Annotated in this window: 12 protein-coding genes; 6 read left to right on the top strand and 6 right to left on the bottom strand. The window is 56.7% G+C overall.

Annotated features, from left to right (window positions below; translation table 11 throughout):
• Window positions 1-34: 34 nt before the first annotated feature.
• From ACR0JG_RS05120 to ACR0JG_RS05110, 3 genes are read left to right on the top strand one after another with little or no spacing between them, the layout of a single operon-like run.
• Window positions 35-1,216 (top strand): aminotransferase class I/II-fold pyridoxal phosphate-dependent enzyme, encoded by a 1,182-nt coding sequence (locus ACR0JG_RS05120; RefSeq protein ID WP_480567902.1) that lies wholly within the window; start codon window positions 35-37, stop codon window positions 1,214-1,216.
• A 14-nt stretch (window positions 1,217-1,230) separates the two neighbouring features.
• Window positions 1,231-4,149: a DNA translocase FtsK gene (locus ACR0JG_RS05115; RefSeq protein ID WP_480567900.1), complete on the top strand. Its 2,919-nt coding sequence runs from the start codon at window positions 1,231-1,233 to the stop codon at window positions 4,147-4,149.
• Between the two features lie 39 nt (window positions 4,150-4,188).
• Window positions 4,189-4,785 carry a LolA family protein gene (locus ACR0JG_RS05110; protein WP_170398828.1) on the top strand — a complete coding sequence of 199 codons (597 nt, stop codon included), beginning with the start codon at window positions 4,189-4,191 and terminating at the stop codon, window positions 4,783-4,785.
• Window positions 4,786-4,800: 15 nt separating this feature from the next.
• Here the strand turns inward: ACR0JG_RS05110 and ACR0JG_RS05105 are convergent, their stop codons facing one another.
• Together ACR0JG_RS05105 and ACR0JG_RS05100 are read right to left on the bottom strand one after the other, a co-directional pair.
• Window positions 4,801-5,382: a transglycosylase SLT domain-containing protein gene (locus ACR0JG_RS05105; RefSeq protein WP_170425842.1), complete on the bottom strand. Its 582-nt coding sequence runs from the start codon at window positions 5,380-5,382 to the stop codon at window positions 4,801-4,803.
• Between the two features lie 60 nt (window positions 5,383-5,442).
• Complete coding sequence (locus tag ACR0JG_RS05100; RefSeq protein WP_170646737.1) at window positions 5,443-6,324, bottom strand: AEC family transporter; 882 nt, start codon at window positions 6,322-6,324, stop codon at window positions 5,443-5,445.
• Window positions 6,325-6,404: 80 nt separating this feature from the next.
• Between ACR0JG_RS05100 and hspQ the strand changes: the two genes are divergently transcribed.
• Window positions 6,405-6,731, top strand: coding sequence for a heat shock protein HspQ (gene hspQ, locus ACR0JG_RS05095; RefSeq protein WP_170398818.1), 327 nt, complete (start codon window positions 6,405-6,407; stop codon window positions 6,729-6,731).
• Between the two features lie 24 nt (window positions 6,732-6,755).
• Here hspQ and ggt read toward each other — a convergent pair whose 3' ends face one another.
• The 3 genes from ggt to ACR0JG_RS05080 form a co-directional block, all read right to left on the bottom strand.
• The gene (ggt, locus tag ACR0JG_RS05090) at window positions 6,756-8,333 is read right to left on the bottom strand and encodes a gamma-glutamyltransferase (protein WP_480567898.1); all 1,578 of its coding nucleotides are present in this window, start codon (window positions 8,331-8,333) and stop codon (window positions 6,756-6,758) included.
• A 212-nt stretch (window positions 8,334-8,545) separates the two neighbouring features.
• Window positions 8,546-8,962, bottom strand: a complete 417-nt coding sequence (locus ACR0JG_RS05085; RefSeq protein ID WP_480567896.1) for an ATP-binding protein — start codon at window positions 8,960-8,962, stop codon at window positions 8,546-8,548.
• A 55-nt stretch (window positions 8,963-9,017) separates the two neighbouring features.
• On the bottom strand, window positions 9,018-9,356 hold the full coding sequence (locus ACR0JG_RS05080; protein WP_170398809.1) for an STAS domain-containing protein: 339 nt from the start codon (window positions 9,354-9,356) through the stop codon (window positions 9,018-9,020).
• A gap of 101 nt (window positions 9,357-9,457) precedes the next feature.
• Here ACR0JG_RS05080 and ACR0JG_RS05075 point away from each other — a divergent pair, with 101 nt between their 5' ends.
• Entirely contained in the window at window positions 9,458-10,630 is a 1,173-nt protein-coding gene (locus ACR0JG_RS05075; RefSeq protein WP_480567894.1) for a thiolase family protein, read from the top strand.
• Window positions 10,631-10,704: 74 nt separating this feature from the next.
• A complete protein-coding gene (locus tag ACR0JG_RS05070) occupies window positions 10,705-11,157 on the top strand; it encodes a GAF domain-containing protein (protein WP_480567892.1) in 453 nt (150 codons plus the stop codon).
• On the opposite strand, the gene ACR0JG_RS05065 is transcribed toward ACR0JG_RS05070, so the two are convergent.
• Window positions 11,129-11,452: a DUF1294 domain-containing protein gene (locus ACR0JG_RS05065; RefSeq protein ID WP_480567890.1), complete on the bottom strand. Its 324-nt coding sequence runs from the start codon at window positions 11,450-11,452 to the stop codon at window positions 11,129-11,131. The genes ACR0JG_RS05070 and ACR0JG_RS05065 overlap by 29 nt on opposite strands.
• Window positions 11,453-11,496 lie beyond the last annotated feature (44 nt).

Here is an 11,496-nt window from a genome sequence, read left to right as displayed (position 1 = left end):
GGGCGCAAAATGACCCCGAAATTGAGGCAGTATCATGAATTTCCCCGAGCGGTTTTCGAACCTACCGGAATACGCATTTCCGCGTCTACGCGCCCTGTTGGATCATCATCAGCCGGGTGGTGAAGTCGTTCACATGACCATTGGCGAGCCCAAGCATGATTTCCCATCTTGGGTGACCGACGTGATCATGGAAAACGCCGCCGGGTTTCAGGGCTATCCCCCGAACGAAGGCTCACCTGAATTGCGCGCAGCGATCACGGGTTGGATCAACCGCCGCTATGGTGTGTCGATGGATGCAGATGCCAATGTGATGGCACTGAACGGTACGCGCGAGGGTCTTTATAACGCTGCAATGGCGCTCTGCCCCGAGCAGAAAAACGGGCAGCAACCGATCATTCTGTGCCCGAACCCCTTCTATCAGGTCTACATGGTTGCCTCGATTTCGGTCGGAGCGCAGCCATATTTCGTGCCGGCAACCGCTGCCACTGGTCATTTGCCAGACTATGCAGGCCTGCCCGAAGAGGTTCTGAACCGTACTGCTGTAGCCTATATCTGCTCGCCCGCGAACCCTCAGGGGGCGGTCGCCTCGCGCGATTACTGGGTTGAGCTGATTCAATTGGCTGAAAAGTACGATTTCCGCATCTTTTCCGATGAATGCTATTCCGAAATCTACCGCGACGCCGCGCCGGTTGGCGCGCTGACCGTTGCGCAGGAACTGGGTGCTGACCCCGAACGTGTCACGCTGTTCAACTCTCTGTCCAAGCGGTCGAACTTGGCCGGGCTGCGGTCGGGGCTGATCGCAGGTGGACCTGAAACAATCAGCCGTGTCAAACTGTTGCGCAGCTATGCGGGTGCCCCTTTGCCCGCCCCGCTGCAGGCCGCCGCCGTCAAGGTTTGGGCGGATGAAGCGCATGTGCAGGAAAACCGCGCGCTGTATCAGGAGAAATACGCCGTCGCGGATGAGGTTTTCGCAGGCGTACAGGGCTACATGCCGCCCGAGGCCGGGTTCTTCCTGTGGCTACCCGTCGAAAACGGCGAAGAAACCGCATTGAAGCTTTGGCAGGAAACCGGCTTACGGGTTCTGCCGGGTGCATATCTTTCTCAAGGTGATCCGGGGCAAAACCCGGGCGAGCAATTTATCCGGGTCGCGATGGTGGCCCCAAAAACAGAGATGAAGCGCGGGCTGATTACACTCCGCGACTGCATCTATTCGTGAGGTACGAGGGCAAAATGGCATCATATAACGCGCGAAACCGTGACCCGCTGCTGGACAGCAACACGCAAGCCGCCATTGAACGGCGTAGCAAAGAACTGATCGGGATCGCTTTGATCCTGTTGGGGTTGGCCGCTGCAGCGATGATCTGGTCCTATACGCCCGATGATCCAAACTGGATGGTTTCGACCGATGCGCCCGTGCAAAACTGGATGGGGCGCATTGGGGCCTCGATTGCCGCGCCGTTGTTTATGATCGTGGGTTGGGGCAGCTTGGGTGTCGCCTTGGTGCTGATCACTTGGGGCGTTCGATTTGCAGGTCATTTAGGTGAAGACCGTGCCATTGCCCGCCTGATTTTTTCGCCGATCTGGATCGCCGTTCTGGCTGTCTATGCAGCGACTCTGGTGCCGGGTGCCGAATGGCGCACGACGCACAGCTATGGCTTGGGTGGTCTATTCGGCGATACAGTGATGGGCGCGATTTTGACTTTGTTGCCGATCTCATCGCATTTCCTGGTCAAGCTGATGTCGCTGGCGATGGCGGTCGGTATGCTGGCTCTGGGTGTATTCGTGTTGGGTTTCGGCAAAGCGGACGTTCGCAATGGCTTCCGGGCGTTTCTGTTGGGACTGGTCATGGCCTATGATCTGTTGATGAACGCGCTGGGACGCGGGGCATCGGCGACAGCGCGGGCAGCACGGGACCGGAAGGCCCAATGGGCCGAGCGCAAGGCCGAACGTGCAGTTCCGGTTCAGGCGGATTTTGACGACGACCTGGCCTACGCTGATCCGGTCTTTGAAGACCCTGAGATTGAAGCGCAGGAACCTGTCGCCAAGACAGGCCTTCTGGCTCGGATGCCTTCCCTGATCCGTCGTCCTGACCCAATGCCCGAGCCTGAGTTGGTCGAAAACGTTGCGGTCGAAGGGTATTACGACATGCCGGGTGAGGATCGCATCCGGTCCAAGATTTCCGCCGCTGTGCGCAATCGTAAAGTGGCCGCTGGTGTGCTAACGCCCGAACCCGATCCCAACTTGCCATTGACCAAAGGGCGGGGCAGGGGACCGGACCCGTTGATTTTGAACTCTGGCGCGGCAGACGAGTTGCCGCCCGAACCCCCGATGACCTCTGCAGGTTTGCCACCCGAACCACCGCTGACAGCAGGATCTGATGTTGAGACGCTGGCGGCTGACTCCGAGGCTGATAATTGGATGCAGCAGGACTATGTTTCCGAACCGGACTATGATGATGAGGCCGTGTTTGATGATGCCCCCGAACCCGCGCTCCAACCGAGACAGGCTGTCAAGATTCCTGTCGCTGAGCCGCGTAAACCTGTAGTAGCTCAACCGGTCCGACGCACTCCTCCACCTTCGCGCAGGGCGCAAGCCGAAGCACAGCCGACACTTTCTTTCGAGGAACGGCATTCCGATTTCGAACTGCCACCGCTGGGCCTTCTGTCCAACCCTGCAAGCATCCAACGCCATCACCTAAGCGATGAGGCGCTCGAGGAAAATGCGCGGATGCTGGAAAACGTGCTGGATGACTACGGCGTCAAGGGTGAGATCGTCAGCGTCCGCCCCGGTCCGGTTGTGACCATGTACGAATTGGAGCCTGCACCGGGTTTAAAAGCCAGCCGTGTGATCGGTTTGGCCGACGATATCGCGCGCTCAATGTCGGCTTTGTCCGCGCGGGTTTCAACTCTACCGGGGCGCTCGGTTATTGGCATTGAACTGCCCAATGAAAACCGTGAGATGGTGGTGCTGCGCGAAATCCTCGCCAGTCGCGATTTCGGCGACGGTAATCATGCGCTGCCCTTGGCGTTGGGCAAGGATATCGGCGGTGAGTCCGTGGTGGCGAACTTGGCAAAAATGCCTCACCTCTTGATCGCTGGTACGACCGGTTCCGGTAAGTCGGTGGCAATCAATACGATGATCCTGTCGCTGCTTTATAAGCTAACGCCGGATGAGTGCCGCCTGATCATGATCGACCCCAAGATGCTGGAACTGTCGGTCTATGACGGTATCCCGCACCTGCTCTCGCCCGTTGTGACCGACCCAAAAAAGGCGGTTGTGGCCCTGAAATGGGTCGTGGGCGAGATGGAGGATCGCTATCGCAAAATGTCCAAAATGGGCGTGCGCAATATCGCGGGCTACAATGGCCGCGTGAAGGATGCGCTATCCAAGGGCGAGATGTTCAGCCGCACGGTCCAGACCGGCTTTGACGATGAAACCGGCGAGCCAATGTTCGAGACCGAAGAATTCGCGCCCGAAGCAATGCCTTATATCGTTGTGATCGTCGACGAGATGGCTGACCTGATGATGGTCGCGGGCAAGGAGATCGAGGCCTGCATTCAACGTCTGGCGCAGATGGCGCGGGCCTCGGGCATCCACCTGATCATGGCCACTCAGCGCCCCTCTGTTGATGTGATCACCGGGACGATCAAGGCGAACTTCCCGACCCGTATTTCGTTCCAGGTGACTTCGAAAGTCGACAGTCGCACCATTTTGGGCGAGATGGGTGCCGAACAACTTCTGGGGCAGGGCGACATGCTGTATATGGCGGGCGGGGCGAAGATCACCCGTTGTCACGGTCCGTTTGTCTCGGATGAAGAGGTCGAAGAAATCGTCAACCACCTGAAACAGTTCGGTCCGCCGGCCTACATGAGCGGCGTGGTCGATGGCCCGGCCGAGGAAAAGGCTGACAATATCGACGCTGTTCTGGGCCTGAACACGGGTGGCAACACGAACGGAGAAGACGCCCTTTACGACCAGGCAGTGGCGATTGTGATCAAAGATCGCAAATGCTCGACGTCCTACATTCAGCGAAAACTTGCCATTGGCTACAACAAAGCTGCGCGGCTTGTTGAGCAGATGGAGGACGAAGGCGTTGTTTCCGGGGCAAATCACGTTGGAAAACGCGAAATCCTCGTCCCCGAGCAGTAAGATATTTAATAACAAGGGCAGAACGCCTATCTGGGTCCTATGAAACAGATTGCTTTTGCCCTTGCTCTGACACTGGCTGCGCCCGCCGCGTGGGCGGCTGAAAAGCTGCCACTGTCGCAAATCTCTAACTACCTGAACCAGATGAAGACGGTTCAGACCACATTCACGCAGGTGAATGATGACGGATCGCTTAGCACCGGTAAGCTGTGGCTCGAGCGGCCCGGAAAAATGCGGTTCGAATATGATCCGCCCAACAGCGCGGTAGTTTTGGCGCGGTCGGGGACGGTGCAGATCTTTGACCCGAAATCCAATCAGCCGCCCGAACAGTACCCGCTGAAACGCACACCGCTGTCACTGGTGTTGGCGCGGAATGTCAATCTGGGGCAAGCCAATATGGTTGTTGGGCACGATTTTGACGGTACCGCTACGGTTGTGACGGCTCAGGACCCCAAGAATCCGGAAAGCGGGCGGATCGAGCTAATGTTCACATCCAATCCGGTCGAGCTGCGCAAATGGGTGATCCACGATAACGCTGGAAGTCAAACGACCGTACTGCTGGGGCCGTTGACTGAAGGCGGAAATCTCGATTCCAGCGTGTTTTCAAGCAAAACCCGTATCAGGTCAGACGATCGCTGACCGGACAGGGTTTGTTTAGTAACGGCAGTTCGCCAGCTGCGCCTGATACAGTTGCGCTCGGGCGTCTACATCATTCGCAACGTTCAACAGCCAAGATTTGCTGTTGTAGCTGCCGCGCGCGTAGCCGGTTTGCCCTTCGTGATAGGCCAGGTATTGGTTACGCGCGTCGGTGGGATGAATCCCGTTCCGCTCATAGCTTTTGTTCATGTACCAGCCAATGAAATCCGACGCATCACGGATGCGATCCCGCTTGGCGCGGCGTTTGCCGGTTTCGCGTTGATACTGCTCCCACGTGCCATCAAGTGCCTGACCATAGCCGTAAGCACTGCTTTGGCGACCCATCGGGATGACGCCCAGCACGTATTTGTGCGGTGTGCGCGCATCTGCGCGATAACGGCTTTCTTGGTAAATCGTGGCCATCTGAACGTGAACGGGGACACCCCATTTGCGCTCGGTGCTTTTGAAAGCCTTGATATAATCGGGTTTTTCGCGCGCAATGCTGCACGCGTCATTCAGTCTGCTCGGTGGCTGTTTGGACCCGCCACCACAGGATGCCAAAAGCAGCACCCCGAAGAGTACGAAAAGAATTCTGCTCATGTGCCTCGTGCCTTTTTTCTTTATTCTAGCGCAGATTGAGCTCTGAGGAAATCACAATCGTTACAGAATAATAGCGAGAATTATAGGCAGTGCGGCAACCGATAGCACGGTCGAGACCATGACCATGCCCGCAACCGCATCTGAATCCGCCTCAAACCGCTCTGCCAGCAGGTATGAGGTGACAGCGACTGGGGTACACATCTGCAAGACTAAAACTCCGAAAGCCACAGGGCCCAGTTCAAAACTGATGGCAAGAACCCAGCCCAACCCGAAGCACACCGCGAGTTTCAGCAAGGACAACCATATAGCCTGTTGCAGCTTCTGTGTTGTCAGGCGTGCAATCGCGACCCCAAGGGTGATCAGCATCATAGGCACCGCCATCTGGCCCAACAGTTCCAGCGTGTTGGTTAGAAACAGTGGCGTCTGCCATCCACGCCACAGAAACAATGCCCCCAGCAGCGTGGCCCAGACCATCGGCTCGCGCAGAACCTTGCCAAAGGCGCCGCGCCCCGCGACCAGATAGATACCGTAGGTAAAAGAAAACAGAGCGGTTACGGCCAAAAAGATCACCGCGAAACCCAACCCAGCCTGCCCAAAGGCAAAGATGCACAAAGGCAGGCCCAGATTCCCAGTGTTACCGAAGATAAGAGGTGACAGATAGGTCCGCTGCTCAAGCCCGGAGACACGTACAAAGACCCAGAAAACCACCGCCAAAGCAACATGTGATGCAATCGCAGCGAGCGTGAAAACGGTCAATTCACCGCCAGGAATGTCGGTTTGCATCAAAGCTACGAAGATCAGGCTGGGCACTGCAAGCGTCACCGCAAACCGCGTGACAAATTGTAACCGATACTCGAAGCCGAGCTTGACCCACGCAAACCCGATCCCGGCCAGAAGGAACACAGGGGCAACAATTTCGAACACTGTTAGGAGTAGGTTCACAGACTGTTTCCCCGAATTTCAGCTCATTGGTTGGCTTTTCTGCCCGAAAAGATGTACTAAATGCTTTGGGGGCCGAAACAATGCTAAAGACACAAGCCAAGTACCGCCTGGGACAGGTGGTTCGACACCGTAGACACCCTTTTCGAGGGGTTATTTTTGATGTCGATCCGGAATTCTCGAACTCGGAGGAATGGTATCAGGCCATTCCCGAAGATAGTCGCCCGCTGAAGGACCAGCCGTTCTATCATTTGCTGGCTGAGAATGATCAATCCTTCTATGTCGCTTATGTTTCAGAACAAAATCTGGTTGAGGATCAATCGGGTGAGCCGGTAGACCATCCAGATATCCCCAACATGTTCGGCCCGTTTCAGGATGGATCTTATCCGCTGCACTTTCAGTTGAACTGAATGTGTCCGTCATAATTGCGTGTGTCAGTAGCCTAATGCGCAACCATCTTTACGGGGATCGCTAGCACCTTCCAGAACTCCGTTTGAACAGATTCGAATGGCTTGCGCACCACCCAAAGGCGTTTCCGGTATTTGGACAGTGTGCCCCATGTCGGACAATTGTTGCAAAACGGCATCGGAATAGCCGCGCTCAATTTTCAGAACGCCCCCATCTGCAAATGCCCGAGGCGCATCGATGGCTTCCTGCAGCTCTATGTCGAAATCCGTGAGATTTGACACTAGCCGAGCGTGTCCGGTTGGTTGATAGGCACCTCCCATGACACCAAAGGGCATCGCGATGCGGCCTTGGGCGCGCAACATTCCCGGTATGATTGTGTGCATTGGTCGCTTTCCACTGGCAAGCTCATTTGGATGACCGGGTTCGAGGTTGAAACCCGCCCCCCGATTCTGCAGCAAAATGCCGAACTTTTCCGAAGCGATGCCCGACCCGAACCCGTGGTAGATCGAATATATCAGTGAAACCGCCATGCGATCCCGGTCAACCACGGTGATATAGACGGTGTCTTTGTGAACAGACTCGGTCAGCGGAGCGGCGGCAGCCATGGCGCGTTTCGGATTGATCAGCGCGGCAAGTTGGGCGGCTGTCTCAGGTGCAAAAAAATGAGCCATCCGCGTGCTGTGGTCGGGATCGGCGATGAAACGATTGCGTGCGTCGTAGGCCAGTTTGCTGGCCTCGGCTTCGATATGTACGCGTTCAGCCCCCCAAGGGTCCATTGCGGCCAGATCGAAGTGCTTCAAGATATTCAGCAACAGGATTGCCGTCGCGCCTTGGCCGTTCGGTGGGTGCTCGACCAGTTCGACACCGCCATAATCTCCGCTGACGGGCACAGTTTCATCGCTTTGCACGGCCTCGAAGTCCTGCGCAGTCTGTACTCCACCCAGATCGTACAGGGCCGCAAGCATGTCATCGGCAATCTCACCAGAATAAAATGCCTTTTGACCGTGTTGGGCAATGCGCCGAAGAACTTCTGCCTGACCGGGTGCGCGAAAAACCTGCCCGGTTTGCAAGGGTTTGCCGTCAATCAGATAATGATCACGAGCCGCGCCTTGCAGGGTGGACGCGCTGTTCTTCCAATCAAAGGCAACGCGTGGAGCCACCGGAACACCTGACTCGGCATAATGGATTGCGGGTTGCAGGATTGCTTCCAGGCCCAGCCGACCTTCGGTTTTTGCTAGACGGCAGAATGCCTCGACCGCTCCGGGAATTGTCACGGCATCCGGGCTGGTCTCGGGAACCGAATTTAAACCGCGATCCCGCAATGCCTGTGCATCCGCTGCTGCCGCGGCCCGACCCGAACCGTTTAGTGCGCGAACAGTCTGCTCGCCTGCGCGATTGTACAGAACAAAGCAATCTCCGCCCAAGCCGGTCATTTGCGGCTCGCAAATTCCCAGAAGCACCGCGCCTGCAATGGCTGCGTCCATGGCATTGCCGCCCTGCTGCAGTATATCCAGCGCGATTTTGGCGGCCAACGGATGGGACGTTGCGCACATCCCTTCGGTTGCCAAAACTTCAGAACGGCCTGTCTTGTGAAAATCGCGCATGGGTCTTTCCTTCTGCAAACACGCAGACACTAAGCCGCAGCTGGGAATTGTCCAATGCTATCAGAGGAAGGAGGTCCTCGGCGCCGCTCACTGGGTGGGGGCTGTGACGCTAGGCGCCGAGGGAAGCTATCTGAGCTACCCCTTACTTATGACCTTTGTTTGCGGCGCGACAATGGTTCGATCTAGGCCTTATTGTGGCCATTTGATGCCTGCTAGGGCATCTCGTCAAAGTCGAACCGCAAGCAGAGCAGATTCCTGCCGCTTTTGCGTTCATATTGTATGTCGCTGGCAAGTTGATGAATCAGGTGCCAGCCAAAGCCGCCCTCGGGCAGGTCCTGCAAAGCAGTGTCGACAGATGGTGGAGTGCCGCTCGGTATCCGCAATTCAGGCATCGGGTCGCCGGTATCGGTGATCTGAATCACCAGCTTCTTTGCACATAATGAGCAATCGATTTGAACGTCAGCGGCGGCCACCCCGGCATAGGCATGTTCGACCACGTTGTTGATCGCTTCCGTCAGCGCGATTCTTACGTCATCTGCTTTGCTTTCCGGCAATCCCTGCGCCGCCAGCCGTGCGCTTAACGCCGCGATCCCTGCGCTGGCTTGCACTTGTGTCGCGGGAAAGCTCACCTCCAGGCAGTTTTGTTTGCAATTCGAGCACACGCTGTTCCACCTCTGCCGATCGTCAGTCTGCACCAGCGCCGATCGCCTCATCCAGCGATTTGAACAGTCTGAACACGGTGTCCATGCGGGTCAGGCGGAACACTTTTTCAACGATCGGGCGCAAGCCGGCCAGATCCAATCTGCGCCCTTTTTCCAATTGTTTCATCGAGGCGACAATGGCGCCCAGACCGCTGGAATCGATGAATTCAACAGAAGACAAATCCAACACCACCCGTTTGGCATGGGTTTGGGTTTCCGCGCGCATATCTTCCTTGAATTGAATCGCCATTGCGGCATCAATTCGATCACAATGAACGGATATTATCTGTGTCTCGCCGGTGATCTCGCTGCTGAGCCCCATGTTCGTCCGCCTTTGGCAATGCAAAATGATGGTAGAAATACGCTAGACGGTAATTCTTACCATTCGGTATCCATAGGCTGGAAAGTTCAAGGAGGTTTCGGATGAACGAGGTTGTGATAGCAGGTGCCGCACGTACACCAATGGGCGGATTTCAGGGCATGTTTGACGGCGTCGCCGCTGCTGATCTCGGCGGTGCTGCTATCCGCGCAGCGCTGGAGGGTGCAGGCATTCGGGCCGTGGATGAGGTGTTGATGGGCTGCGTCCTGCCTGCCGGCCAGGGACAGGCCCCGGCGCGTCAGGCTGGGTTTGCCGCCGGTCTGGGAGAAGATGTACCTGCCACAACGCTCAACAAAATGTGCGGTTCAGGCATGAAGGCCGCAATGATCGCGTTTGATCAGATCGCTTTGGGCCATACTCAGACCATGGTCGCTGGCGGGATGGAGAGCATGACCAACGCGCCCTATCTGCTGCCCAAGATGCGCGGCGGTGCCCGGATCGGACATGGGCAGGTGGTTGATCACATGTTTCTGGACGGACTCGAGGATGCCTATGACAAAGGTCGGCTTATGGGCACATTTGCCGAGGATTGTGCCGAATCCTATCAGTTCACGCGCGAGGCGCAGGACGAATACGCCCTGCGATCGCTTTCGAACGCGCTGTCCGCGCAGGAAAATAATGCGTTCGACCAGGAAATTACACAGGTCAAGATTCAGACTCGTAAAGGCGAGGTTGTGCTGGACGCGGATGAGCAACCAAAATCGGCGCGGCCCGAGAAGATACCCACACTGAAACCAGCCTTTCGCAAGGATGGAACGGTAACGGCGGCCAATTCTTCTTCGATCTCGGATGGCGCAGCCGCCCTTGTGCTTGCCTCGGCAGAGGCGGCAGAACAGCAGGGCCTGACCGTGCGCGCACGAATTCTTGGCCACGCCAGTCACGCGCAGGCACCGGGGCTGTTCACAACTGCTCCGGTTCCGGCAGCGCAGAAATTGTTGGACCGTATCGGTTGGAAAAAAGAGGATGTCGATTTGTGGGAGGTTAACGAAGCCTTCGCCGTGGTACCGATGGCCTTCATGCACGAAATGGGCTTGTCCCGTGAGATCGTGAATGTGAATGGCGGCGCATGTGCGCTTGGCCACCCGATAGGTGCCTCGGGGGCTCGGATTATGGTCACGCTGCTCAATGCGCTGGAAAAGCGAAATCTCAAGCGCGGTGTCGCTGCAATCTGCATTGGCGGCGGAGAAGGGACGGCCATCGCAATAGAACGCGTTTGACGCTTTGTCTTTTTGCAAATACTCGGGGAATTGGCGGCAGCGCCCGCAGTTCCCCGGATGCAAGGTCTACCAACATGAAAGCCGACTACGACACACTCGCCAAAACCATAGCCGCCTTGACCGACGGTGAAACCGACGAGGTTGCATTGATGGCTACGGTGGCATGCGAAGTGCATCACTCGGACGACCGATTCGACTGGACGGGATTTTACCGCGTAACTGAGCCCGAAGTGCTAAAGATCGGGCCTTATCAGGGGGGGCATGGCTGCCTAGTAATCCCTTTTGAACGCGGTGTGTGTGGTGCGGCTGCCCGTTCAGGGCAAGTGCAATTGGTTTCGGATGTAGATGCTTTCCCCGGCCATATCGCTTGTGCGTCATCCACTCGGTCCGAGTTGGTTCTACCGGTGCGGGATGCGAATGGTAACGTGATCGCTGTCTTTGATATCGACAGCGACCAGCCCGACGCGTTTACCAAAGATGATGCGACCGCACTTGGTGCTATTCTAACGGATGTATTTGCGCGTTAGAGGGTTCCGACCTATCGCAAAATGCGCCAAGATCTCGGGACATAATCAGATAGCAAAGCCCGGCCTGAAACGCTGTGATCGTGTATAGCCAAGCCGAGAAACCGCGCTTGCGGGTCTTGTGCCCGAAGATCCAGCGACCCAGTAGCGCGGCCAAGCTGCCACCTAGTGCCGCCAACCATAACAAGCGCCGCTCGGGGATGCGTCGCCTTCTAAGGCGCGCGCGCAGCTTATCCCAGCCAAACGCCATCAAAGTCAGGGCATTAATGGCCCAAAGATAGATTACGGCAATCCACATGGACCGTGCATAGCCAACTAAATTTGCAGACCCAAGTGAAAAAA

The organism is Ruegeria sp. AD5 (assembly GCF_056542345.1).
Note: the sequence above shows the minus strand (reverse complement) of the source record. Positions and strands in the feature narration are given on the sequence as shown.

Bases quoted from the DNA above. Each gene is read 5' to 3' on its own strand.
- ACR0JG_RS05115 (WP_480567900.1), top strand. From the start codon at position 1,231: ATGGCATCATATAACGCGCGAAACCGTGACCCGCTGCTGGACAGCAAC.
- ACR0JG_RS05110 (WP_170398828.1), top strand. From the start codon at position 4,189: ATGAAACAGATTGCTTTTGCCCTTGCTCTGACACTGGCTGCGCCCGCC.
- hspQ (WP_170398818.1), top strand. From the start codon at position 6,405: ATGCTAAAGACACAAGCCAAGTACCGCCTGGGACAGGTGGTTCGACAC.
- ACR0JG_RS05120 (WP_480567902.1), top strand. From the start codon at position 35: ATGAATTTCCCCGAGCGGTTTTCGAACCTACCGGAATACGCATTTCCG.
- ACR0JG_RS05080 (WP_170398809.1), bottom strand. From the start codon at position 9,356: ATGGGGCTCAGCAGCGAGATCACCGGCGAGACACAGATAATATCCGTT.
- ACR0JG_RS05065 (WP_480567890.1), bottom strand. From the start codon at position 11,452: ATGTGGATTGCCGTAATCTATCTTTGGGCCATTAATGCCCTGACTTTG.
- ACR0JG_RS05075 (WP_480567894.1), top strand. From the start codon at position 9,458: ATGAACGAGGTTGTGATAGCAGGTGCCGCACGTACACCAATGGGCGGA.
- ACR0JG_RS05070 (WP_480567892.1), top strand. From the start codon at position 10,705: ATGAAAGCCGACTACGACACACTCGCCAAAACCATAGCCGCCTTGACC.
- ggt (WP_480567898.1), bottom strand. From the start codon at position 8,333: ATGCGCGATTTTCACAAGACAGGCCGTTCTGAAGTTTTGGCAACCGAA.
- ACR0JG_RS05105 (WP_170425842.1), bottom strand. From the start codon at position 5,382: ATGAGCAGAATTCTTTTCGTACTCTTCGGGGTGCTGCTTTTGGCATCC.